This window comes from Butyrivibrio sp. X503, assembly GCF_003625475.1.
Taxonomy (GTDB): Bacteria; Bacillota; Clostridia; order Lachnospirales; family Lachnospiraceae; genus Butyrivibrio.
Map to the genome: position 1 here is coordinate 339900 of NZ_RAIQ01000001.1, position 24843 is coordinate 364742.

Consider the following 24843-nt stretch of genomic DNA (forward strand, 5'->3'; position numbering starts at 1 on the left):
TTTGTCTGTTTCCTCCTAAAAAATATTTATGTAAAGAGGCGGCTTCATAGGTATCCGCGCTCTTTTTGCCTGTTTATAGGCACAATCGCTTTCAGATTATAACACACCTAAATACTAATTTCCATATTTTTTTCAATCTTCGATCTATATAAAAAACAAACAGCCGATCGTTGTGATTTTACACAGTTTCGGAGCTGTTTATATGTCTAAAATGACGATTTTTCATTTTTTCCAAAAAATTATTTCACTTTCCAAAAAAATGGACGAAATAAAAATATATTCAATTCGTCAAAACATTAAAAATTTATTAAAAATCCCTATTTTACGCCTAAAAGCACATGAAAAGAGTATAATTTTCTTATCAGGTTAAACGTTAAACACGTTAGGTAACACTTTCTTATTTTACTTATGATGGAGGCATTAAAATGGCAAAGGATTCCAAACCCAAAAAGAAAAGCAACGTTAAATTCACGAACAGCATCAAGACCAGACTGATAGCCGTCATGCTATTGGTTGCAGCCGTTCCGCTCATCACGTCTGTGTTGGTAAGCTACTTATCATCCGCAAAAAAAGCTGTATCCGATGCGGAACAAGGATTGGTATGGCAATCATCATACCTTCAGTCTGAATTCGAAGGTATCATAAACCAAAACTTTATGAGTATCCAAGCTGTTGCCAAATCCCCGGCCACAACAAAATTTATGGAAAACCAGGAAAGCATTGCTTACATGGAAGAAGCAGCCAAATACCTGGCAGAGATCGATACAATGCTTGACGACGGCAACATCACTGTTCTGACAGGCGCAGACGGAATGCAGGTACTTCGTAACTCCGGCAAGCTGGTTGATGTAGGTAAAAGAGAATACTTCCAGGAGGCCATGAAGGGACAGACCTATGCTTCCGACGTAATCGTATCAGCATCTACAGGTGTACGTCAGATGACAATGTCAACTCCTATATACGGATCGACAGGAAACATCATCGGTATCGTACAGCGTAACTATGATATGAATGATTTCCACAAGCTTCTTGAAGCTGAAGCAGAAGATGCTTTTATATGTGACAAGACAGGTCTAGTTGCTGCACATTCTCAATATGAAATAACAGCAGATAATGAAGACGACAGAAGCAAATCAACTTTTATGACTTCAGGTCTCGAAAACGGAGTATATCAGGTAGATACGAAAAAAGGATATAATGCGATCGTAGCATATGTAAAATCCCCTCTTACAGGATATACAGTCTGCGCCGCATCCGACACAAAGAATGTAACATCAAATGCCAGATCCGCAGCAGCTGCGGTAGTTATTGTAGGGTTTATCCTTCTTATCATCGCTGCGATCATTTCCGTAAGGATGGCTATTTCATTCACCGCTCCCGTCAATGAAGTTAACGACTCACTCGCAAAGCTTGCGGACGGAAAATTTGCCAAGGTTGATAAATTCACAAAGAGAAAAGACGAGTTCGGAACTATTATAAACAATACAAACAGTGTTATAGAGACTCTCAGCGACATTGTTGAAAATATAAAAAGTTCGGCAGCAAAACTCGGAGACTCATCCGAAGAGCTCTCTGATATGGCCAATCAGATCTCTAACACAGCTGATGATGTATCAAATGCAGTTCAGGAAATTGCATCCGGTGCCACACAGCAGGCTGACGAGATTCAAAAGGCATCAGCGAACGTTATCCAGATCGGAGAAGCTGTTTCCGACGTTCAGGATTCAACCGGAACTCTTGAATCTCTCGCTTCAAGAATGAAAGATGCTTCCGAGGCTTCTTCACAATCACTTGCAGCTCTTCAGGATTCAAGCAACAGCATGACCGAAAAGATTGACGACATTTCAAGAACCATCTCCGCTACTCAGGAAGCGGTATCAAATATCAATGAAAAGGTTGAAGGCATTTCTTCCATCGCAACACAGACCAACCTCCTTTCGCTCAACGCTTCAATTGAGGCTGCAAGAGCAGGCGAAGCAGGTAAAGGATTTGCGGTTGTTGCCGAAGAGATCGGAAAGCTTGCGGATGACTCCAAGCAGATGGCTGATGAGATTCGTCAGCAGATGGATGTCCTCCTTGATCAGAGTAAGGCAGCCGTTGAAGCTTCCGAGGAAGTAAGAAAAGGAAATCTCGACCAGCAGAGCGCTCTTGGCGAAACTCTTGTATCGGTTAAGGGAATGCTCGCAGATATCAGCGAGACGGTCACCGGAGTTCAGACAATCTCCACAGGAGCCGAAAGCTGCGTATCCTCCAAGAATGTTGTATCGGATTCGATGTCTTCACTTTCAGCGATCTCTCAGCAGAACGCTGCATCCTCAGAGCAAACCGGTGCTTCCATGGAAGAGCTGTCAGCTACGGTTACAACTCTTGCAAGCTCCGCAGGAAGATTAAAAGATATTGCAGAAAAGCTCAACAACGACATGAAATTCTTTAAGTAAAAGCTGCGCCACCGAGCGCATAAAAAAACACCGAGGCGGTTTTCCCGCTTCGGTGTTTCTGTTTACTCCTATTTATATCAGCTGTTAAATACGATTCCCTTAGCCATCTGATCTGCTGCCTCTTTTCCCTTGAAATGCTCAAGAATGGCAAGCGCAAAAGGTATCGCTGTTCCCATTCCTCTTGATGTTATGAAGTTTCCGTCTTTGATAACGGCATCGGTTGTCGTTGTTGCGCCCAAAAGATCGCCTTCACATCCGGGATAGCAGCAAGCTTTTTTGCCGTTTAAAAGTCCCATCTTACCGTAAACAGTAGGCGCTGCGCAGATTGCCGCAAGCATCTTACCCGAATCGTTAAACTCTTTTATCTTAGCCTTAAGAGGTTCGCACGCATCAAGATTCTTGGTTCCGGGCATTCCGCCGGGAAGAATGATCATATCAACGTCGCTAAGATCAAAGCTTTCGATTGTAGCATCCGCTTCAAGCTTAATCCCATGTGAGCCCTCAACTGCCTTGGCTCCTGTGATTGAAACCATTGTAATATCTATCTGCGCTCTTCTTAAAATATCAACTACAGTAAGTCCCTCTATCTCTTCAAAACCGTTTGCAAGAAAAATCGCTGTCTTTGCCATGTTCACCCTCCAATTAATTTTTTTATTATATTACGATTTTAAGGTAAATTCCTCAAGCTCATCAACATATTCCTTTAGATGAAAGGCTATGTATCCGCAGTGCGGAAGACCTTTTCTGACCACGGGCCTTACCTTGGGCATATACTTTTCGATCGTCTTAGCTTTATTTATTATTCTAAGATTAAGCTCGTTCTCTCCATAATCAAGATGCAAGCTCTCCTGTTGTTTATCCGAAAGCGGCTTTAATTCAAATCTGCAACAAGCTTCGCATAATGCATCAATTCTTTTTTTATCAAACTTCGCAAGACAATCGGTCATATATTTACCGATTGTTTCTCTGTATTCCTTTATAAGCCCCGCTTCGACAGTTTCATATTTTCTTTCCACATCCTTTTTCTTTTTATGGAAGACTCTTTTCATGATCCATTCTATAAACGGATTGCTCTCTGCAAGCCCTACTCCGTCAAACCATGTCTTTTCAATGTTAAAAGAGCTGTCGTTAAAAATATGCCATCCTGTCGCAGCCCCCAATGATGCTCCGTACAGCAGTTTAATATCGGTATAGCCTTTCTCCGTAAGATACTTCTTTAGCTGTTCATATTCATCCTTCGAACTTATATATTCGCCGGATTTGCCGTGCCCGCCATGGTCAGGCGCAATGATAAAATAGTCGCCCCTTAAGTATTGATGTATCATTTCATAAAACTGCTTCCCTGTCAGAAACAAAGGCGCAAGAAGAATAACAACGGGATTCCTAGGATCACCGTACTCTCTTATATACATAATCTCTCCCTCCAAAGCATTAAATATTGCCGAAAGCCTCCAACTCTATCATTATAATTTTCATAATCCCATTTAACAAGTCGGCTGAGATCCTCCCCCGGTCATTCCGACACTTGCTAACAGCACCGGCACACATTATCATAAATATAGCTATTGAATAAACTTTTCCGAGAGGTATGTATCAAATGGGAATTGAAATAGAAAAGAAATTCACGGTAAAAGAGCTTCCGAAAGAGCTGAATAAATATCCTTATCACATAATCGAACAGGGCTATCTGTGCGTTAACCCCGCTGTCCGCGTAAGACGCGAAGACGATAAATACTATATGACCTACAAGTGCTCTTTGCCCGAAGATGAAGGCGGCATCGGAAAAACAGAATATAATATGCCTCTTACTGAAGAGAGCTACGCTCATCTGGTTGAAAAATGCGATGGCAATATAATAAGAAAAATCCGCCATCTGATACCTCTTAACGAAGATGCTTTTGATAAAGAATATTTATCAGCCAATCCGCAGATTCGTTCAGCTGCACAATCCGGCGACATCAAGATTGAGCTCGATGTATTCAAAGCTCCGTTCGACGGTCGTCTCCTTGCGGAGGTCGAATTCCCAACCGAAGAAGCCGCAAGCGCCTACCATCCGGCGTCATGGTTTCTTGATGATGTCACAGGCGATTACAGATACAGCAACTCATCTATGAGCGAAGAAAAAATTTGAACAACAAACGGCGATGAATCCACAGATTCACCGCCGTATTATTATCTCTTTTTTCCGAGTTTACTCGTCGACTCCCCTTCAACAAGCTTTCCGGGAAGTACTATATGTTTATGGGCACTCTCTTTATCGATGATGTTAAACAGCAGCTTCATCGTCTCTTTTGAGATCTTATCAAGCGGCTGTTTGATCGTCGTAAGCCTCGGAACACAGTACTGTGACAGCTCCTGGCCGTCAAAGCCCGCAACACTGACATCCTCGGGAACTCGAAGTCCCGCATCTTTAAGCGCCCTTAGCGCGCCGAATGCAAGCACATCAGAAATACAATAAATAGCGGTAAACCTTGCTCCGGATTCTATCAAAGCCTTTGTTGTATCGTATCCGTTGTGTATCGCATATATCTGCCTGTCTACAAATCTGATAAGATTCTTATCCTCTTTTATCCCATGCTCCTTAAGCGCAGCTTTGTAACCTTCAAGTCTTAGACTTACAACGGAAGGCACATCATTTCCTTCGGTAAGGATAGCGATTTTCTTATGTCCGAGCCCGATCAGGTACTCCGTCATCTTCTTACTCTCAAGAGCATCGTCAACGGAAACCGTCGAATAAGCACTTTTACTAAGTTCATCCGAAATATCGGAGCCGACGGTAGAAAAAATCACCGGCACATTCAGCTGCTTCATCTTTTCGGCAGAGTGTTTGTTACTTCCACCCATGAAGATGATACCGCGAAGTCTCTTTTCTTTTTCCAGCTCAAGTGCGACGTCAACCTCGTTCTCATAAGCTTCAACGTGGCGAAGCACAAGCGCATATCCGCGCTTTTTCACCTCGTTCTCAACCACCTCTATAACAGGTGTAAAAAAAGGATTGGTGATACCCTTAACAAGAACGGCAATGCACTTGGCATCCGTCCTTTTAAGGTTACGCGCGCTGTTGTTGGGAATATATCCCGTCTCTTTTATAACATCCAGAATCTTCTGCTTGGTCGCAGGATTAATATCGGAGTGATCGTTAAGCGCTCTGGAAACCGTGCTGACACCCACTCCGCATCTTTTTGCAATTTCTTTTATAGTGATATCCGACATATCTCCCCGCCCATCATCTTAATCTTCCATAGATCTCGGCATATTCATACATTCTCTTGCAAAGCTCGTCGCTAAGAGCATCCTTCTTCATGCGCCACTCCCAGTTCCCCCCAAGAGTAGACGGGATGTTGATCCTAGCTGTCTTATCGAGTTCAAGATAATCCTGCATCGGAATGATGACCGTGTCCGAAACGCTGGCGTGCGCTGTACGGATCATCGCCGGAACTATGTCCTTAACATATCTTACACCGAGATATTTCTTTGTAAAAGACTTATCTGCTCTGCTAAGGGCCTCAAACCAGCCCTTGGTCGTATCATTGTCGTGCGTTCCCGTATAAACAACGCAGTTGCTGTCATAGTTGTGCGGCAGATAGTCGCTCTCTTCCCTGGCGTCAAAAGCAAACTGCAAGATCTTCATGCCGGGATATCCGGTCTTTTTAACAAGCTTTCTTACCGAATCGGTAAGGAATCCAAGGTCTTCTGCGATAACCTTCTTTGGTCCCAGCTTCTTTTTCATAGTATCAAAAAGATCGTATCCTGGGCCCTTTCTCCACTCTCCGAACTCCGCAGTCGGATCTCCGTAAGGGATTGCATAGTACTCATCAAAGCCGCGGAAATGATCGATCCTTACAACATCGTAAAGCTCATAGCAGTGGGCGATTCGCTTCATCCACCACTCATAACCGGTCTTCTTGTGATAATCCCATCTGTACAGAGGATTGCCCCAAAGCTGACCTGTTGCGCTGAACGCATCGGGAGGGCATCCGGCAACATCGATCGGAAGATTCTCCTTATCAAGTAAAAAGAGCTCCGGGCTTGCCCAGGTATCCGCGCTGTCAAAAGCAACGTAGATCGGGATGTCACCGATTATCTTGATGCCCTTGTTATTGGCATATTTCTTGAGTTTCTTCCACTGCTCGCTGAAAAGGAACTGCAAAAAGCAGTAGAAATCCACTTCTTTTTCATATTTAACAAGAACGTTGTTAACGGCTACGGGCTTTCTGTACCTGATGTCATCCTCCCAGGTATTCCAAGCTCTTCCGCCGTTTTCATCCTTAAGCACCATAAAAAGAGCATAATCGATAAGCCAGTCATTCTCGGGAGCTTCTTTAAACTCTTTAAATCCCTTCTTGATATCTTTTCCCTTGGATGATGCATCAATCCCCTCATAAGCCTTCATGAGGAGCTTAAACCTCTCTCTGTAGAGTCTTTCATAATCTGTCTTTTCTTCGTCCTCACCGAAATTGCACCTATCGGCATCCTCTTTTGTCAAAAGCCCACCGTCAATAAGTGTCTCTATATCGATATAATAAGGATTCCCCGCAAATGTAGAAAAAGACTGATACGGAGAATCTCCGTAGCTAGTGGGGCCAAGCGGCAGTATCTGCCAGTATGTCTGACCGGCCTTCTCCAAAAAATCCACAAATTTATATGCTTCTTTTGAAAAAGTACCTATTCCGTATTTTGATGGAAGTGAAAAAACAGGAAGCAGAACGCCACATGTTCTTTTAAGATTTCTCTTAGAACCTCTCTTTATCTCAGCCATATACCCTCCTATTACCGGGCAAACGCCCGTACCCCTTCAACTTTCCGTGTTATTACAAAGAAAAGTCACGGAAATGTCCGCCGTTTCCGGTAACGTTTCCGCAACTTCATTTTAGCTGTTTTTTTATACTATTTCAAGTTAAAAAATACTTGTTATTGTATCTATTTATTCACTTAATTCCCCATATGAGATTTCTCCACTGCGAGAGCTGTTCTGTTGTCATGAAGCCGTTGGAAGTTCCCATGTAGCCAATCTTGTAGGAAGCAAAAAGGAGTGCGTTCTTGATAGCATTGACGCTGTCGCCGTTCTCCATATAGTAGTGAAGGAAGCAAGCAAACAGCGCATTTCCGGCGCCGATCGTGTTGACAACCTCGTTGGTCTTAACGGTCTTGTAGTGTACGCGGAGGTTCTTGCTTCTGTCAAATAATATAAGACCTTCGCTGCCCTGACCCAGAATAATTATCTCGGTTCCGTAAGTCTCGGCCATTCTGTCGATAAATTCGTAGGGATCTTCGGTAAGAGTGTCATCGCTGAAATAGAGTACTTTTGCCGGTTTAAGGAAATCCTCGTTATAGATTTCTTTTTCCGGATCATAATTTCTTATGTTGACAGCCACGGGTTTCCCGTGCTCAAGCGCAAGTTTGGAAAAAGGCCTGCAGAAATTGGCATTGGCAAGCACCACCATATCGCATAAGCTTATGATGGGCGTGACCATGGACATATCGTAAACAACATCACGGAGGTCTTTTATATCCTCGAAGATCTGTTGCTTTCTGTCTTTGTCATACAAAACGACCTCAGTCGGAGTCTCGTTCATCTGAGGAATAATATATTCCGTAGAAAGAGTTATCTTCCTATCGGGAGGATTGATGATACCAAGGTCCTGATTTCTTCCCACAACGGACATAAACGTAACTTCGTCTCCAAGCCACTCAAGCGCAAGAGATTCGTTATACGCATCTCCACCGACCTCGGTAAAAATGGAATCGCTCACGCTCGTGATAGGCGCATAATGAACGGGAATCTTATCAACTCGGACAATAGTTTCAATCTGTGTTACACCAGCCACTAAAAATTTACTCATTTTTTAGCCTCCTTGTTATGTAATCACTGCTTGCTGTATCATCTCTATATATTCCAAAGCTTCTTCAACAAAAAGATCCGCTCTGAAAGTATCGTTTTTGATATTCCTTTCAAGTATTCCGTCCACGGTAAAATCAAGTATATCCCAAACTTTGTTGTAATCCGTTCCGGGTTTAAATACAGTTATATCGGCTCTGGCTCTGAGTGCCTCCATGATCCTTCTGTATTTTTCTCTTCTGTCAAATATCTCTCCGACCGCCTCAACGTAAGTTTCCTCATCAGCTTTTTTGAGGAATTTAAAAATATACGGATATTGCGCCAGCGAATCCACCTTTGCGGAGAGTATATTCTTATACAGTTCAAAAAAACCGTTCTCATCAGTAACATTCTGCGTAAGCTCAAGAGTTACGAACCTTGTAGAGTAATCATACAAAAAAGCATATAATCCAAGCTTACTTGTGAAGTAATGAAACAGCAGGCCCTTACTGATCTGAGCGGTCTTTACTATCTCGTCGGTGCTGGAATGATAGTATCCGTTCTTGGCAAAAACCTCAAGCGCGGCGTTGATCATTCTGTCCTGCTTTTCCTTTTTAAGTTCAAAAAATCTTTCGTTCATTTTACTGTCCCCGGCTAGTAATTGACTGTGTTGGTCTGTTTTTAATATAGCATTTTAGCCATCTCGGTTCAAACGTTTTTACGTTACTTTATCAAATTTTAATACAACGCACTTTCAATTATGCACAATTTGTATTAGAATTAATCTAGTGTTTGGATAGGAGGGAGTAATTTATGTCCAAGGGAAGTGGATTTGGTAAATTCATATTATTCTGCGTCACAGTCGGCGCAGCCGCAGCAGGAGTCTACTACTATCTCACCAAAAGAGAAGCTGAAATAGCAGACAGCTTTGATGATGACGATTTTGAGGAGTTTGATGATTTTGACGATGAGGAGTTTACGAACTCAGCTGAGACAAGATTCGGCTCCAGAAAATATGTTGATATCAGTTCTAAGGACAACGAGCCTTTAGATAACGATGTACCTTCAAGTGACGATAAGACTTCATCTGAGGAGTTCTTCGACGACGAAGACGAACAGTAATAATGAATAAAGAAATCGCCCTAAGCATTATGCTTAGGGCGTATTTTTTACTTTTTGAATTTTACTGCTGACCTTTTTTCTCTGCCATAAGTTCTTTTAACATACGAGCCTTGTCTTTTATACGGCTGTTGGCAACTCTGGATGTAAGAAGCTCTGATATCATCTTGCTTGTGATATCAAACTGGTCTGTCTCATATGCAAGCGCTGCGATGAGATAATCAAGTGTTGTTGAATCCATGCCGGCAATGGGGAAGTCCTCAGACTGTCTCGCCATCACGAAACCGCTTAATGCATTCTTAAGCAGCTCTTTTTCCTGAGCATCATTCTCTTTTTTCTTGTTCTCATAATCCGCCGATGATGGATCGAGACGCTGCGTCTCTCCTCTTACAACCCACGCGGTCTTAAGACAGATGTATGCCTTCTCACTGTTCTTGGCCTTCTTGACTACGGCGTTTGCAAGCGCAAGCTGATATAGCTTCTTGGCATGATCGTAGTTGTATATAGGCTCTTTGTATTCTATCTTTTTGTAATTCATGCAGATCTTGGATCTGATATCCTCGATCTGGTACTTGGTAAGTGTAGTGAAATATCTTCCGAGAGCTGCGTATCCGCACTCAGGGCAGGCGATGATGTCATACTTGTTCTGATCGACCTCAGAGTAATCGGGACGAAGATCGACGTCAACGGCTTTCATTCTTACCTTACCGGTACGAACCGTCTTAACCTGAAAATCAGAATCACATATGGGACACTTGTAGCTTTTGTCAAAAAGATAGTCTTCCTCATTTACGAGAACAAGCTTCTTCTGAGGCTCATTAGCCTTTACATTAACCGTCTTTTTGCTGGGATCTTCAAAAAGATTGCCGCCACTAATATCTCCAAGTCCCATTTTTTCAAGTCCTGAAAAAATATCAGCCATACTTATACCTCTTTCATCAATCAATTTTTTGGTAAAACAAAAGAGCTCTTAAGTGAAACAATTCTATTGAATACAGGTGCACCGGGCTTGGAATCCTTGCTGTCCACGCTAAAGAATCCGTTTCTCACGAACTGGAACTTATCGTAAGGCTGTGCATCCGCAAGCTCAGGCTCAAGCTTAGCATCTTTTACAACGGTAAGAGAATTGGGATTTAAGTTAAGTGAGCCATCCTCGTTATATACACCTTTCTCCTCATCTATGATGTTCTCATAGAGACGAACCTCGGCGTTAACTGCTTTCTCTGCGGAAACCCAATGTATTGTTCCCTTTACTTTTCTTGCATTGAATCCGCTTCCCGACTTGGTCTCCGGATCGTAAGTGCAGTGAATGGCAGTAATATTGCCGTCCTCATCCTTATCGCATCCTGTACATGTAACGAAGTATGCATTCATAAGTCTTACTTCGTTTCCGGGGAAAAGACGGAAGTACTTCTTGGGAGGTTCTTCCATAAAGTCTTCTCTCTCGATGTAAAGCTCTCTTCCGAAAGGAATCTGCCTTGTGCCCATCTCGGGAACTTCTTTGTTATTTTCTATATCGAGGTATTCAATCTGTCCCTCGGGATAGTTGTCGATTATAAGCTTAACGGGATTGAGAACCGCAAGCATTCTCTTAGCCTTGAGTTTGAGATCTTCTCTTATGCAGTACTCAAGCATTGCATACTCGGCTGTGGAATGAGCTTTACTGATACCGCACATGTCAACGAACATCTTTATCGACTCAGGTGTAAAGCCTCTTCTTCTGAGCGCTGCGATAGTAACAAGTCTTGGATCGTCCCATCCGTCAACTATTCCGTCATCTACAAGTCTCTTGATGTATCTTTTACCTGTAACAACGTTGTTGAGATAGAGCTTGGCAAACTCAATCTGTCTGGGAGGATTGGGATATTCGCACTCCTCTTTTACCCAGTCGTACAAAGGTCTGTGATCTTCGAATTCGAGAGTACAAAGTGAATGTGTTATACCCTCGATCGCATCCTCAATGGGATGAGCAAAGTCGTACATGGGGTAAATGCACCATTTATCGCCTGTTCTGGCGTGAGTCATGTGTGCGACTCTGTAGATGATGGGATCTCTCATGTTGATGTTGGGAGATGCCATATCAATCTTGGCACGGAGTGTCATTGCTCCATCCTCAACCTTGCCGTTCTTCATATCTTCAAAGAGCTGAAGGTTTTCTTCTACGCTCCTGTCTCTGTTGGGGTCGTTCTTACCGGGCTCTGTAAGCGTTCCTCTGTACTCACGCATCTCGTCTGCGGTAAGCTCGGAAACATATGCCTTGCCCTTTTTTATAAGTTTAACGGCGCACTCATACATCTGGTCGAAATAATCCGATGCATGATAAAGATGATCGCCGTAATCGGCGCCAAGCCACTTAACGTCCTCGATTATGGAATCCATAAACTCGGATCTCTCTTTGGTGGGATTGGTGTCATCAAATCTCATATTGAACTGGCCGTTGTATTCCTTGGCCATTCCGTAGTTAAGAAGAATACTCTTGGCATGTCCTATATGCAAAAAGCCATTGGGTTCGGGCGGAAATCTTGTGCATACGTGATCATACACTCCGTCCTGAAGATCCTTGTCAATAGCCTGCTCGATAAAGTGCCTTGAAGGAGCTGCATTTCCTTCTGCTTCTTCATTTAGATTCTTTATTGTTTCTTCTGCCATTTCCTTAATAAAACCAACTTTCTAATTTATTCGGTATTTTTAAGTATACCATAATTCTAGTTATAAACATACTTCTCTTCGAAGGCTGCTCGTCTCATGGGCTTGTCATAATAGAAGCCCTGCACGTACTTAACGCCCATTCCCTTAAGGGCGTCGAGCTGTGCCTGTGTCTCAATACCTTCAACGCAGATATCCGCGCCAATTGCGCCTCCAAGCTGCGCCATCATGCGGATAAATGCCTGAGAATAGTCGTCCTCCGCAATATCTTTTACAAAGTTCTGATCCACCTTGATTATGTCAAAAGGAAGGGCTCTGATACTGCTGAGCGCCGAATAACCTGTTCCGAAATCGTCAAGTGCAAGCCTCACGCCAAGTGCCTTGATATCGAGAAGTGTCTGCTTGGTCCTTGCCAGATCGTTGATAGCAAGCCTCTCTGTGAGCTCAAGTACAAGGTTATGAGGATTGATGTTGTTATCCTCAATGTTCTTTCTTATAACTTCAACGATGTCATTCTGCATGATCTGAACCACCGACAGATTGACGCTTACGGAATATTCACCGGTTCCGGCTTCGTTCCACATTCTAAGACACTCACATGCCTTTTTAAGAACATGATTTCCAATGGGGGTGATAAGTCCGAGGTACTCGGCAAGCGGAACGAACTCGTCGGGATTAAGGAAGCCGAGCTTAGTGCTGTTCCAACGGACAAGCGCTTCAGCACCCAGATGCTTATACTGCTTAACTCCTCTGTTGAAATCTATGGGCTCGCTGATAACGGGCTGGAAATAAACCTCAAACTCACTACAGCTCTTTTTGATCGCATCATACATACTCTTCTCAAGGTCGAGTCTGTGTACCGATGACGAATCGATGTTGTCCGAATACTCCGCGATCCTGTTTTTGCCGGATTTCTTGGCTTCATACATAGCAACGTCGGATTTTCTTATAAGCTCTGAAACGTTATCTCCGTGATCGGGGAATTTGACTATTCCCATACTCATTGTGCAGTAATAATCGCTGTCTTTAAGGTACCACGGCGTCGCAAAGGTATTCTTTATCTGTTCTATAATAGTTTCCAAAAGCTCGAAGCTCTGCGGCGGAACTATGATGACAAATTCATCGCCGCCCATTCGATAGCAGGAATTGGTGATTCCGTCTATCCTGCTGATAGCCTTTGAAATATCCTGAAGAAGCACGTCTCCGTACTGATGTCCCAAGCTGTCGTTGATATGCTTGAAGTCATCCAGATCCAGATACATAAGAGCGCCGTGAGTGCCCTTTTGATGTGCTTCGTCAACGTATTTTGCAAGATCTTTTTCGCAGCACATTCTGTTGTAAAGGCCTGTAAGGAAGTCGGTGTAAGCCTGCTGCTCAATCCTTCTTTGATAAAGCTTTTTCTCTGTGATGTCGTATATAGCGCACAAAGACACGGGACGGCCGTCCACCCACTTGATCCTTGTGTAATAGACGTCATACCACTTTTCTCTGTCTCTGTGATGAATCTCGTAGTTACCGCTCCTACTTCTGGGCGGAATATTGGATTCAAATAGCTCGGCGATGGAATTCTCCGAAAGCTCCCTGCTAAAGTTCTTTTTAAAGCTTCTGTTTGCAAACAGGATAACTCCTGTACCGATATCCCTTACGTAGATCGAACTTCCGACATTATCAAGAACCGCTTCCAGCGAGGCAAAAGAGCTTGCTAATGAGTTTTTCTGAAGTCTCTTTGTGATAATACTCTGAAGCACCTTGATTGCGTCGTTGACGAATTTTACATCATCTATCGACCATATCCTGCTCTCGTTGTTCTCGGTCACGCAGACGTAGAAAAGAGCCGAATCGTTGACTATTACCGGCATGGAAACAAGGGCTTTGATTCCCAGTCCGTCGAGCTGCTCTCTTTCTCCTGCATTCATCTGAGTATCACTGGATACTACAACCGCTTTTTCGGAGCCCATGAACCAGCACAATTCCTGATCTGCAGTCTCTGCAAACATCTTTTTTGCTCCGGGCGCAGTCCACTGGACCACAATATCCATGAGCGTATTGTGATGCTCCTTGCATGTAAAGCCGTTGCTGACTTCAAGGTAAACACAGAGTTTTTTCAGGACGTCCGCCATGATCTCCTCGATACCGTTATCACTGTCAAGGAGCGAAACTATTTCAGTCATAGTCTCTGCGCGCCTAAAGGAATTGGTCATCTCAAGCTCCTGTTGCTTGCTTTCTTCACTGATAGCAACAGCCTGAGACCTTGAAGTCTCAAGATTTATGAGGACATTAAGCGTCTCCCTGAGAAGATCCAATGTCTTATAAAATTTAGTTTCTGAAATCTTGTACCCAAAAGAATCTATGGGAGGAAGATGGAAATATTCTTTGTCATAGTCACAGTCCGAGAAAATTCCGCAGACTATCCAGACAGCCGACGTTTTAACTCCGTCCTTGACGGCAACGGCGGCAAGTTTAAGATTCGGAACCTCCGTAAGTTCCACTGCCTGATCTTCCAGGTCGCTCTCCGACACTCTTCTGAAAATTTCCTTGACCCTAGCATCGGTAACGTACTTCTTTATTATCTCTACTTCGGCGGGATTACCCGAAAAAGTAGTAAACGGAGCACCTGATGAATCGAGGCAATAAGCATACACTCCCGCCATGGCGCAAAAATCATCCTGCCATCTTTGCATTTCTTCGGCGTTTTTGAGCGCAAAATCACCAAGAGCTCCACTTGTAACAGAAGAAGAGCCCTTGGCTGCTGCATTTATAGATTCCGCTTCAATAATCGTCTCTTGCAAGATTCCCCCCTCTCAAGAGCAATTAATGGTCATCTACACTATAGTTAGGTGCTTCTTTTGTGATCTGAATGTCATGAGGATGTGACTCACGAAGTGCCGCAGATGTCATTTTGATGAACTTACCGTTCTCTTTAAGCTCTTCAATAGAACCGCATCCGCAGTAACCCATTCCTGAACGAAGACCACCCATCAACTGGAATACTGTATCTTCAACTGTTCCCTTGTAAGCAACACGTCCTTCAACGCCCTCGGGAACAAGCTTCTTGGCATCTTCCTGGAAATAACGATCCTTGGAACCGTTCTCCATAGCGGAAATAGATCCCATTCCACGGTAAACCTTGTACTTTCTGCCCTGGAAGAGTTCAAAGTCTCCGGGAGCCTCGTCACAACCTGCAAACATTGATCCCATCATAACGAGGTTACCGCCTGCAGCAATAGCCTTTGTGATATCTCCTGAATACTTGATACCACCGTCTGCAATAATCGGAACACCATACTGCTTAGCAACATTATAGCAATCCATGATAGCTGTGATCTGAGGTACACCGATACCTGCAACGACACGTGTTGTGCAGATAGAACCGGGGCCGATACCAACCTTAACGGCATCTGCGCCTGCTTCGATAAGATCCTTGGTTGCTGCTCCTGTAGCACAGTTACCTGCCACAACCTGAAGATCCGGGAATTTCTCTTTTATCATTCTGAGGCACTTGAGTACGTTCTCGGAATGTCCGTGAGCCGAATCAAGTACGATAACGTCAACCTTAGCATCTACAAGGGCTGCAACACGGTCAAGGCAGTTAGCTGAAATACCAACGCCTGCTCCGCAAAGGAGTCTTCCCTGGTCGTCCTTGGCTGCAAGGGGATATTTAATAGTCTTTTCAATATCTTTTATAGTGATAAGTCCAACAAGATTATAGTCGTCGTCAACGATAGGAAGCTTTTCCTTTTTTGATTTGGCAAGGATGCTCTTTGCTTCCTCAAGAGTGATGCCTGCTTTAGCTGTGATGAGGTTCTCGCTTGTCATTACATCCTTGATCTTCTGTGAGAAGTCTTTTTCAAACTTAAGATCTCTGTTTGTAATGATACCTACAAGCTTTCTTCCCTCTGTGATGGGAACACCTGAAATACGGAACTTAGCCATGAGTGAATCTGCATCTGCAAGTGTATGCTCGGGTGAAAGTGAAAAAGGATCTGTAATAACACCGTTCTCCGATCTCTTAACCTTATCAACCTCTTCCGCCTGAGCTTCGATTGACATGTTCTTATGAATAATACCGATTCCGCCCTGTCTTGCCATTGCGATGGCCATTCTGTGCTCTGTAACGGTATCCATTCCGGCACTCATCATAGGAATGTTGAGTCTGATCTTCTTAGTAAGCCATGTTCCTACATCAACCTGATTCGGAATAACCTGTGAATATGCAGGTACCAACAACACGTCGTCAAAAGTAATTCCTTCGCCTATAATCTGTCCCATTTCAAAACTCCAATCTACTATAATCTTGTTTACTAGGTAAAATTTATTTTAGAAAGAAAAAATCAGTCGGTAAAAACCTTTCGCGGAGCAACGTTCTTAATTGCCTGAACAAAGTCGCTTGAAGGCTCGATGATTATTTTTTCTTTTCCGTCATAGATAAATGTGTAAGTCGGATCAGGCTGCGCATCTTTGTCCCTGGATGAATAATCGTGAACATTGAGCGTCCTGTTTTTATACTCGTCAAGATGATATGATTTGGAAGGTGCAAGCACCTCTATCTTATCAACAGAATAATTGCAGATATGCTTACGTGAAGCTTTATTAAGAACCTTATCAACCGTGATCTCTCTGTCACAGTACTGATATTCGTATTCGATGTCGGCATTGAGCTTAAGGAAGTAATAGCCAACGCATGCGGCTATAAAAAGAATCAGTCCGGGGATTCCCATATTTACCAATAACGATCCGGCGAGAAAAAAGATTGCCAGAGCAAAACAGACATACTTGCCTACAACAACAAGGGGTGAAGCCTTGCTTGGAACCAGGCACTCTACATAATTAGTATCGTTAGACATGTCAGATATCATCCTCCTATAGTCTTGGCTACTCGCCATTTTATCGACTATCTTATATTAATATGTCAAATCTTTCAAGGTGTTTTTTAAACAAAAAAATTGACAATTATACCCCAAGGTTTATATCATTTAATAATCTGAAAAAATACCTATTCTCATTATATATGCTTTTAAGGGTAAATAATATTATTTTTCTGTTAATTTAAGGAGCAATCATGTCTATTTACGAGGAAATAAGAGATCAGCAAAAAAAGCTAAAGGATAAGGATTTTAAGACCAAATGGAATTACTTCTGGGATTATTATAAAGTCCATGTCATAATCGGGCTCATCGCGCTGATTGCCATTATATTGACTGTCAGGAGCTTTATCCTCACCAAGCCGAACGCAATATACGCGGTTATGTTAAACAGTGGCTACGAGGTTTCCGCACAGGACCTCGAAAGCGGTTATATGGAATATGCCAATGTCGATCGTTCCGAATACAGCTGCCTTATAGATACTTCCTCATCATTTGATCAGACTCATATTGACCAGATGACACTGGCAACAAGCCAGAAGATCATGGCCAACGTTGCAGCGCAGGAAATAGACGCACTTGGCGCTGACGTTCCGACTTTTGCTTATTACGCCGCACAGGACGTATTTATGGATCTTAGAACTGTCTTTTCCGAAGACGAGCTTAAAGCCTTCGGCGATGATATTTTCTATATAGACGGTGCATACATGGATTATATCGCATCCGACGAATACCAGACCGATATTATGGACGGCGAATATAACAAAGACAACAAATACGCAGTAATCGCTCACGAAGCTATGACCGAAGGCAAATTCGACATCATACCGAAAGAAGAAATGGAGCGTCCCATCCCTATCGGAATTATCATGAAAGATTCCGCTGTACTGAAAACCACCGGCGCCTACGAAAGCAATATCCCCGTAGTCGGAATTATCGGAAATACTACAAGATTAGATAACACAATTACATTTATTAATTATCTTCATAAATAAAAATAAAGCGTAGACCTATTGGTCTACGCTTTTTATTATTATCAAAGCTGTACCGTTACAAAGATATCGTAGATGGCACGGATTGCCTTTTCGAAGTCGCGATTCTCTACACCGATGATGATGTTAAGCTCTGATGAGCCCTGATCGATCATACGAACGTTAACATTGGCATGAGCAAGAGCTGAGAAGATTCTTCCAGCTGTTCCTCTTGTTGACTTCATTCCGCGTCCAACAACCGCGATAAGTGCAAGATCCGACTCGATCTCAAGCATATCCGGATGAGCAAGTCTATGAATCTCAGATACAACCGACTGCTCCTTCTCAATGAACTCGTCCTGCTGAACAAATACTGTCATTGTATCGATTCCTGAAGGTACGTGCTCGATTGAGATCTCCTGGTCTTCAAATGCCTGAAGAACCTTTCTTACAAATCCAACCTCAGAGTTCATCTGATCTTTAAGGATATTTACGCAGCAGAAGCCCTTTTTACCTGCAATACCTGTGATAACGAACTTGGACTTCTTAGCTGTTGATTCAACAATCCATGTTCCGGGATCCTCGGGCTTGTTGGTATTTCTGATATTGATCGGAATACCCTCTTTACGTACAGGAAAGATTGCGTCCTCATGAAGAACCGATGCTCCCATGTATGCAAGCTCTCGAAGCTCTGTATATGTAATGGTCTCGATGTGAGGAGGTGTATCGATGATTCTGGGATCTGCTACAAGGAAACCTGAAACATCTGTCCAGTTCTCATACACATCTGCCTTAATAGCTCTTGAAACGATTGATCCTGTGATGTCGGATCCGCCTCTTGAGAAGGTCTTTACACTTCCGTCGGGATATGCGCCGTAGAATCCGGGCACAACGGCCTTGGGTGTATTCTCAAGCTTTTTAGCCATAAGCTTGTTGGTCTTCTCACCGTCAAACTCACCGTTTTTATCAAAAGCAACTACTGTAGCGGAATCAATAAACTCATATCCGAGATAATTGGCCATGATAATACCGTTAAGATACTCTCCACGGCTTGCAGCGTAGTCATTGCCCGCTTTTTCCTTGAAGTTTTTCTCGATAGTCTTGAACTCATCGGAAAGATCAAGCTTGAGCTTAAGTCCATCTATGATCTCATCATAACGTGCCTTAATATCGGCAAGCTGCTTCTTGAAATCCTTACCGGCTTCAGCAAGAGCATATGTCTTGTAGAGCATATCGGTAACCTTTGTATCTTTTGAGTTTCTTTTTCCGGGTGCGGAAGGAACTACGTATACTCTGTCTGGATCGGACTTGATGATCTCGCCGACCTTCTTGAACTGCTCTGCACTTGCAAGTGAGCTTCCGCCGAATTTAACTACTTTCTTCATTTCACACAATCCTTTTCTACATTTAGATTTATTAGATAGGTCTTTATCAATACAGTCTTAAGTATCCCTTTACGCTATCGAGCTTCCAAAGCTTTTCCTCAAAGTCTTTTTCGGAAGTAAGATCTGTAATGAACGCAAACTCGCCTACTACATCGTCACATTCGATAACCTCTATATCATGTCCGAATATTTCCATAGCCTGGTCTCTGAGGTCCTCTGTCACTCTTACAAAGAACTTTCTTACGGCGTTGTCCTTGGATGTAAGAACAGCCTTCTCAGCGTTAAGATTAACCTCGATATGCTTTCCTTTATGCTTTAAAACATCAACAACATCAGCAACTACTGCGCTTGCTGTTGCATTCTTACCTGCGCCCTTACCATAGAACATAACGTCGCCGAGCATATTTCCGTGAACGTTGATGGCGTTGAATACACCGTTTACATTGGCAAGAGGATTCTCATAAGGAATCATGAAAGGAGCAACGAGAGTAAAGAAGCCGTTCTCGTTCATCTTGCACATACCAAGGAGCTTGATTGCCATATTAAGGCTCTTTGCATAAGCAAAATCCTCGATATTGATCTTAGTGATACCTTCTGTATATATATCCTCGTAATTTACGTGCTTACCGCTCATAAGGCTTGAAAGGATCGCAATCTTACGGCATGCATCATATCCTTCGATATCGGCCTCAGGATTTCTTTCTGCATATCCTTTATCCTGTGCAGCCTTAAGTACTGTCGCGAATCCTATACCCTCTTTATCCATCTTGGTAAGGATATAATTTGTAGTTCCGTTTAAGATACCTGTGATGGCATCAATCTTCTCATGCTTAAGTGAATCGTTTATGCTGCGAAGAACAGGAATTCCGCCGCCTACGCTCGCTTCAAATAGATAACTTACGCCGTTCTTCTTGGCAATCTCTACAAGCTCAGGGCCCTTAGCCGCTACAAGCTCTTTATTTGAAGTACAAACGCTCTTGCCCTTCTCAAGTGCCTGCTTCTCAAATGTAAATGCAGGCTCGATTCCTCCCATAGTCTCACAGATAACATCTATCTCGGGATCGTCAAGAATAATGTTGATATCATGTACTACCTGAGCTTCATGCTTATCACCGGGAAAATCGCGAAGATCGAGAATATATTTAACCTCAACCGCTTCTCCCGCGCTCTTAGCTACTTCTGCGGCGTTGGTGTCGATAACTTCAACAACTCCGCTTCCTACTGTTCCATATCCCAAGACTGCTATTTTTGCCATATTTTCCTCCAAAGTTTTATATTCATAGTGCCTAAGCATAAGTCAAAACCTATGCGGCTGATTATTCCTTAAAATGATGCACTTCTTCCTGTGATGTGCACCTTATGTATGCCTTCTTTTCCCTCCATGATGGAGATCATCTCCATTATGTCCTTGGTAGCTTCCAAAACCTGAATTGTGATAGATATGGATGCTACCCCGTTTAGGGGAATTGACTGATGTATAGTCAAAATATTTGCTCCGAAATCCGCAATGAGATTAAGCACATAAGAAAGTAGTCCAACCTCATCGTTCATCTGGAAAGTAAGTGTAAACGTGGTTCCCTGCAAACTGTCATGAAATTCGTAAATATCTTCTTTGTACTTATAAAAAGAGCTTCGACTGATCCCAAGCATTGCTGCCGCTTCGTTGACCGTCTTGACCTTGCCGGACTCAAGCAGTTTCTTGGCTTCAACAACCTTAAGAAGTACTTCCGGAACCGCCTGTCTCCTAAGTACATAATATGCAGTATCTTGTTGCATGTTCTACCTCTTTGCAAAAAGAATGTGTTTCTCTGCTGCGGACATTTGTGTGCACCGTAAAGAATTTTAGCATGGTAAAGTTATGAAGACAAGCACAATTTTCTATAAAAAAACGTATTCCATGCCACTGTACTTTGGTAAACATGCTATAATTTGACCATATTATGATACGGAGGTTCATATATGTCTGAGAACATACGAATTATACCGCTTGGCGGCTTTGACAAAATAGGCATGAATATGATGCTCATAGAAAATGACGACACTATAATCGCAATTGACTGCGGAATGTCTTTTCCGCCTCATAATATGCCCGGTATCGATACTTCCATCCCGGATGTCGATTATCTTATAGAAAACACAGATAAACTAAAAGGTATCGTACTCACTCACGGACACGAGGATCACATAGGAGCAATCCCTTATATTATCGAGTCATTAAACGTTCCCATCTACGGAACTCCGCTCACTATTGCTCTTGTTGAAAAAAAGCTTACAGCTCACGGTATAAAAAAATACAAGACCAAAGTGATTCGCCAGAAAAACACAATTGTTCTCGGGAGCTTTAAAGTCGAGTTTATTACTACAAACCACAGTATTCCCGATGCTGTAATGCTCGCTGTACATACTCCCGCAGGAACCGTCATCCATACCGGAGATTTTAAGATCGATTACAGTCCCATTACAGGCGATTCCACAGACCTTAGAAGAATCGCAGCTCTGGGTTCCAAAGGTGTGCTCGCTCTGATTACGGATAGCACAAACACTCTGGTTCTCGGCTCCTCGCCATCCGAGTCGGAGGTAAGCGCTTCTCTTGACCTGCTTTTTAACCTTCATAAGGAAAACCGCCTCATCATTGCAACTTTTGCTTCCAACATGGATCGAGTACAGCAGATAATAACTCTGGCCAAAAAATACAACAGAAAAGTTGTTCTTCTCGGCGATACAATGCTTAGCATATTCGAAGCAGCAAAAGAGCTTAACTATCTTAATTATTCAGAGGAAGTTATTATAGATATAAAAGACGTTCCTACTTATGAGAGTAAAGAAATAATCTTCCTCACCACCGGAAACCATGGCGAACCCATCAACTGTCTTACAGAAATTGCCGAAGGAACACATGATAATATAAAACTTCTTCCCGGCGATACCGTTTTATTCAGTTCAATCGCCATTCACGGAAGCGAAGATCTTTTTTCAAAAACAATGAATCTATTGGAGGAACAAGGTGCAAATATTATCTTCCAGGACATTCATGCAACAGGCCATGCCTGCATCGATGAATTAAAGCTAATGTACAATCTTGCCAATCCAAAGTATGCCATACCTGCGCATGGCGAATACAGATACAGAAAAGCCGGTGCCGCTATAGCTCAGCAAGTCGGAATAGACAGAAAAAATATACTAATGCTCGATAATGGCGACGTTTTGTCTCTTTCGGAGGACGAAGCAAAGATTATCGATCATATCCCGTTAAAAGAAGTCCTTATAGACGGTCTTGGAATCGGAAACATCGGAAGAAATATCCTCAGCGAAAGAACCAAAATGGGAAAAAACGGTGTTGTTATCATTGAGATAAGTTTCAGCTCAGGTTCCGGACGTCTCGTTGCTCCCACACGCATCAGCACAAGAGGTTTTGTAAACACCAAAGTTTCAACCGATACTCTTCCCGGACTTGAAGATGCCGTTAACTCCGAAATAGCAAGACTTATCGCTCAAGGAGTTACAGGTGATAAATTTGATTCTCTTGTTCAGAAGGCTGCGGAAAAATATATTATAAACGAGTGTGATCAGCGCCCTCTCGTCATTGTACTTACAAGCGAAATTGTGCTATAATACATGCGATGTAGGACATTGTCTTCATCAGTGATTTACCAATCACATATTGTATTTGTTGTTTGTTTCAGCCAATACGGTTAATGCTTTTATATCGCTTCCGTGGTCATGAGTATATTCCATGGATCACCCCATGTAAGATCATGAGACGGTAGCTTTGTGAAAAGAAATGATATCAAACGGCAGAATATGAAATTTAGGCATCTTCAGATGTCTGTTTTTCATATTCTGCCGTTTTTTTATTGGGAGAATTATGAGAGATTATTTTAAAAAAAATTGGCATTTCATCATTGTTATAGGAATCTTGCTCGCGGAGTTTATTACCTTTCTCTGTGTCGGAGAGATGGGAACTTACATAGGTGTCCACGACAATCTTGATATACATATCACGGATTACAAACTTCTTAGGGATAACCATGCGTTCTTTTCCCACGGACAGACAATACCTCTTCTTGGCGGAATAGACAGAAATTTCCTCCTTTCGGAATTCTATCTTTATTCCTTAATTCACGCCGCGTTGCCGACTTATACGGCATATATCGCCGGACACTTTATAAAGATCCTGATAGCTCTGTTTTCGGGAATTCTTCTAGGAAAAGACATCCTCAAAGCTTCATACAAAAAGTACGATAAGGCTGTTGTTCTGTTTAGCTTTATCTATGGCCTTTTGCCGCTGTATCCCGCCTTCTCTTTTTCTTTTTCATCAATTCCGCTTCTTGTGTGGCTCATAAGAAAAATCGAAGGACGTGAAGGAAAACTATATTACGTACTTTTATTCCTATACCCCACCCTGTCTTACTTTACTTTCTTTGGACCTTTTATTTTAGGATATATATTTATTTATTTTATATACAGATCGATTGTTTCAAAAAGGATATCTCTGCCGCTCTTATCCTCCGTTTTCATACTTGCGGCAAGCTATATTCTCATTGAATACAGACTTTTCCTTATCATTTTCACATCCGGGCAGGCGACAATACGAGATACGATGGTTGTCGATAATGCTACGCTACCTGAAATACTGTCAACTATCGGGGATGTTTTCGTAAACAATATGTTCCACTGCGACGACCTGCACAGATTCTTTGCTTTGCCGGTCACAATAGCAGCTTTCTTTGTGATCAACTTTCTACATATAAAAAACAAAGAATTAAAGCAGCTTATTAAAGATCCGTTTAATCTCGTCCTTTTGTTTATACTCTTTAATTGCACTGTTTACGGCCTTTACAACAGCTATTTTGTGCGTACCCTATTTGAAAAAATAGTTCCTCCGCTTAAAGGCTGGCAATTTAACAGAACTTTGTTCTTCAACCCTTTCTTATGGTATCTGGAAGTATTTATCGTTATAAAAAGGTTGATCGATGACAAAAAGAAGAAATTTGCCGTAACACTGACCGCTTTTACCCTTATCTCCGTCTTATGTGTTCAATCTCTTTACAATGACTTTTTTAACACGCTGTACGTCAACGCCTGGCAGCTTGTTAAACACGAAAAATCCGAGACACTCTCTTACGGTGAATTCTTCTCGGAAGACCTCTTTACGGAGATAAAAAAAGACATTGGCTATAGCGGAGAATACAGCATAGCTTACGGGTTCCATCCCGCCGTACTTTCTTACAATTCAATCTCCACACTAGACGGCTGCCTAAGCTACTACTACCAGTCCTATAAAAACTCTTTTAGGAAGGTAATAGAACCGGCGCTGAACGAATCGAAAGAAGCCAGAAAATACTATGACGAATGGGGCGCAAGAGCATATATCTTCTCAGGAAGTGTAGAAAGTATCTGGAATCCCGAGCGAACCAAAGATCCCGATGACAAACGCCTTCTGATCGATACCTCTTCGATGAAAGCACTGGGCGGCAAATATATCTTTTCAAGGATAGAAATATCCAACGCAAAAGAGCTGAATGCAAGCCTGATAGGAAAATATAAAAACGATTCATCACCATATAGCATATGGGTTTATGAAATTTAATATTCGGAGAAAAA

At 42.6% G+C, this 24843-nt stretch carries 20 protein-coding genes; 6 read left to right on the forward strand and 14 right to left on the reverse strand.

The annotated features are described in order from the left end of the window. The first annotated feature begins 425 nt into the window (after positions 1-425). Positions 426-2438: a methyl-accepting chemotaxis protein gene (locus D6853_RS01480; protein ID WP_120656041.1), complete on the forward strand. Its 2013-nt coding sequence runs from the start codon at positions 426-428 to the stop codon at positions 2436-2438. Between the two features lie 77 nt (positions 2439-2515). Here D6853_RS01480 and D6853_RS01485 read toward each other — a convergent pair whose 3' ends face one another. Both D6853_RS01485 and D6853_RS01490 read right to left on the reverse strand, forming a co-directional pair. Further along, a complete protein-coding gene (locus D6853_RS01485; protein WP_120656042.1) occupies positions 2516-3067 on the reverse strand; it encodes a DJ-1 family glyoxalase III in 552 nt (183 codons plus the stop codon). A gap of 30 nt (positions 3068-3097) precedes the next feature. Continuing rightward, positions 3098-3850, reverse strand: a complete 753-nt coding sequence (locus D6853_RS01490) for an alpha/beta fold hydrolase (RefSeq protein WP_120656043.1) — start codon at positions 3848-3850, stop codon at positions 3098-3100. Positions 3851-4035: 185 nt separating this feature from the next. Here D6853_RS01490 and D6853_RS01495 point away from each other — a divergent pair, with 185 nt between their 5' ends. Further along, positions 4036-4569: a CYTH domain-containing protein gene (locus tag D6853_RS01495; protein WP_330541070.1), complete on the forward strand. Its 534-nt coding sequence runs from the start codon at positions 4036-4038 to the stop codon at positions 4567-4569. Between the two features lie 41 nt (positions 4570-4610). On the opposite strand, the gene D6853_RS01500 is transcribed toward D6853_RS01495, so the two are convergent. The 4 genes from D6853_RS01500 to D6853_RS01515 all read right to left on the reverse strand — a co-directional run bounded on the left by D6853_RS01500 (position 4611) and on the right by D6853_RS01515 (position 8896). Beyond that, positions 4611-5651, reverse strand: a complete 1041-nt coding sequence (locus D6853_RS01500) for a LacI family DNA-binding transcriptional regulator (protein WP_120656044.1) — start codon at positions 5649-5651, stop codon at positions 4611-4613. Positions 5652-5664: 13 nt separating this feature from the next. Further along, positions 5665-7197, reverse strand: coding sequence for a 4-alpha-glucanotransferase (gene malQ / locus D6853_RS01505; protein WP_120656045.1), 1533 nt, complete (start codon positions 7195-7197; stop codon positions 5665-5667). Between the two features lie 169 nt (positions 7198-7366). Beyond that, positions 7367-8281, reverse strand: a complete 915-nt coding sequence (locus D6853_RS01510; RefSeq protein WP_120656046.1) for a carbohydrate kinase family protein — start codon at positions 8279-8281, stop codon at positions 7367-7369. Between the two features lie 15 nt (positions 8282-8296). Beyond that, complete coding sequence (locus D6853_RS01515; RefSeq protein WP_120656047.1) at positions 8297-8896, reverse strand: TetR/AcrR family transcriptional regulator; 600 nt, start codon at positions 8894-8896, stop codon at positions 8297-8299. A gap of 173 nt (positions 8897-9069) precedes the next feature. Between D6853_RS01515 and D6853_RS01520 the strand changes: the two genes are divergently transcribed. After that, positions 9070-9378, forward strand: coding sequence for a hypothetical protein (locus tag D6853_RS01520; protein WP_120656048.1), 309 nt, complete (start codon positions 9070-9072; stop codon positions 9376-9378). A gap of 61 nt (positions 9379-9439) precedes the next feature. On the opposite strand, the gene D6853_RS01525 is transcribed toward D6853_RS01520, so the two are convergent. The 5 genes from D6853_RS01525 to D6853_RS01545 form a co-directional block, all read right to left on the reverse strand. Next, entirely contained in the window at positions 9440-10297 is an 858-nt protein-coding gene (locus D6853_RS01525) for a DUF2225 domain-containing protein (protein ID WP_120656049.1), read from the reverse strand. 20 nt (positions 10298-10317) lie between these two features. Then, positions 10318-12024 carry a glutamine--tRNA ligase/YqeY domain fusion protein gene (locus D6853_RS01530; protein WP_120656050.1) on the reverse strand — a complete coding sequence of 569 codons (1707 nt, stop codon included), beginning with the start codon at positions 12022-12024 and terminating at the stop codon, positions 10318-10320. Between the two features lie 56 nt (positions 12025-12080). Next, on the reverse strand, positions 12081-14810 hold the full coding sequence (locus tag D6853_RS01535) for a putative bifunctional diguanylate cyclase/phosphodiesterase (RefSeq protein WP_120656051.1): 2730 nt from the start codon (positions 14808-14810) through the stop codon (positions 12081-12083). A gap of 22 nt (positions 14811-14832) precedes the next feature. After that, the gene (gene guaB / locus D6853_RS01540) at positions 14833-16290 is read right to left on the reverse strand and encodes an IMP dehydrogenase (protein ID WP_120656052.1); all 1458 of its coding nucleotides are present in this window, start codon (positions 16288-16290) and stop codon (positions 14833-14835) included. 62 nt (positions 16291-16352) lie between these two features. Beyond that, complete coding sequence (locus D6853_RS01545; protein WP_243108266.1) at positions 16353-16865, reverse strand: DUF6106 family protein; 513 nt, start codon at positions 16863-16865, stop codon at positions 16353-16355. Between the two features lie 215 nt (positions 16866-17080). On the opposite strand from D6853_RS01545, the gene D6853_RS01550 reads away from it, so the two are divergent. Further along, entirely contained in the window at positions 17081-17878 is a 798-nt protein-coding gene (locus D6853_RS01550) for a hypothetical protein (protein WP_120656054.1), read from the forward strand. A 41-nt stretch (positions 17879-17919) separates the two neighbouring features. Here the strand turns inward: D6853_RS01550 and D6853_RS01555 are convergent, their stop codons facing one another. From D6853_RS01555 to D6853_RS01565, 3 genes are all read right to left on the reverse strand, one after another. Next, on the reverse strand, positions 17920-19239 hold the full coding sequence (locus tag D6853_RS01555) for an aspartate kinase (RefSeq protein WP_120656055.1): 1320 nt from the start codon (positions 19237-19239) through the stop codon (positions 17920-17922). A gap of 46 nt (positions 19240-19285) precedes the next feature. Next, a complete protein-coding gene (locus tag D6853_RS01560) occupies positions 19286-20494 on the reverse strand; it encodes a homoserine dehydrogenase (protein ID WP_120656056.1) in 1209 nt (402 codons plus the stop codon). Between the two features lie 68 nt (positions 20495-20562). Next, positions 20563-21015, reverse strand: a complete 453-nt coding sequence (locus D6853_RS01565; protein ID WP_120656057.1) for an ACT domain-containing protein — start codon at positions 21013-21015, stop codon at positions 20563-20565. Positions 21016-21198: 183 nt separating this feature from the next. On the opposite strand from D6853_RS01565, the gene D6853_RS01570 reads away from it, so the two are divergent. Both D6853_RS01570 and D6853_RS01575 read left to right on the forward strand, forming a co-directional pair. Then, on the forward strand, positions 21199-22851 hold the full coding sequence (locus D6853_RS01570; protein WP_120656058.1) for a ribonuclease J: 1653 nt from the start codon (positions 21199-21201) through the stop codon (positions 22849-22851). A gap of 253 nt (positions 22852-23104) precedes the next feature. Continuing rightward, positions 23105-24829, forward strand: a complete 1725-nt coding sequence (locus D6853_RS01575) for a DUF6044 family protein (RefSeq protein ID WP_120656059.1) — start codon at positions 23105-23107, stop codon at positions 24827-24829. Positions 24830-24843: the final 14 nt, after the last annotated feature.

Coding starts and splice junctions, on each gene's coding strand:
- D6853_RS01480 (WP_120656041.1), top strand. CDS start 426: ATGGCAAAGGATTCCAAACCCAAAAAGAAAAGCAACGTTAAATTCACG.
- D6853_RS01485 (WP_120656042.1), bottom strand. CDS start 3,067: ATGGCAAAGACAGCGATTTTTCTTGCAAACGGTTTTGAAGAGATAGAG.
- D6853_RS01490 (WP_120656043.1), bottom strand. CDS start 3,850: ATGTATATAAGAGAGTACGGTGATCCTAGGAATCCCGTTGTTATTCTT.
- D6853_RS01495 (WP_330541070.1), top strand. CDS start 4,036: ATGGGAATTGAAATAGAAAAGAAATTCACGGTAAAAGAGCTTCCGAAA.
- D6853_RS01500 (WP_120656044.1), bottom strand. CDS start 5,651: ATGTCGGATATCACTATAAAAGAAATTGCAAAAAGATGCGGAGTGGGT.
- malQ (WP_120656045.1), bottom strand. CDS start 7,197: ATGGCTGAGATAAAGAGAGGTTCTAAGAGAAATCTTAAAAGAACATGT.
- D6853_RS01510 (WP_120656046.1), bottom strand. CDS start 8,281: ATGAGTAAATTTTTAGTGGCTGGTGTAACACAGATTGAAACTATTGTC.
- D6853_RS01515 (WP_120656047.1), bottom strand. CDS start 8,896: ATGAACGAAAGATTTTTTGAACTTAAAAAGGAAAAGCAGGACAGAATG.
- D6853_RS01520 (WP_120656048.1), top strand. CDS start 9,070: ATGTCCAAGGGAAGTGGATTTGGTAAATTCATATTATTCTGCGTCACA.
- D6853_RS01525 (WP_120656049.1), bottom strand. CDS start 10,297: ATGGCTGATATTTTTTCAGGACTTGAAAAAATGGGACTTGGAGATATT.
- D6853_RS01530 (WP_120656050.1), bottom strand. CDS start 12,024: ATGGCAGAAGAAACAATAAAGAATCTAAATGAAGAAGCAGAAGGAAAT.
- guaB (WP_120656052.1), bottom strand. CDS start 16,290: ATGGGACAGATTATAGGCGAAGGAATTACTTTTGACGACGTGTTGTTG.
- D6853_RS01545 (WP_243108266.1), bottom strand. CDS start 16,865: ATGTCTAACGATACTAATTATGTAGAGTGCCTGGTTCCAAGCAAGGCT.
- D6853_RS01550 (WP_120656054.1), top strand. CDS start 17,081: ATGTCTATTTACGAGGAAATAAGAGATCAGCAAAAAAAGCTAAAGGAT.
- D6853_RS01555 (WP_120656055.1), bottom strand. CDS start 19,239: ATGAAGAAAGTAGTTAAATTCGGCGGAAGCTCACTTGCAAGTGCAGAG.
- D6853_RS01560 (WP_120656056.1), bottom strand. CDS start 20,494: ATGGCAAAAATAGCAGTCTTGGGATATGGAACAGTAGGAAGCGGAGTT.
- D6853_RS01565 (WP_120656057.1), bottom strand. CDS start 21,015: ATGCAACAAGATACTGCATATTATGTACTTAGGAGACAGGCGGTTCCG.
- D6853_RS01570 (WP_120656058.1), top strand. CDS start 21,199: ATGTCTGAGAACATACGAATTATACCGCTTGGCGGCTTTGACAAAATA.
- D6853_RS01575 (WP_120656059.1), top strand. CDS start 23,105: ATGAGAGATTATTTTAAAAAAAATTGGCATTTCATCATTGTTATAGGA.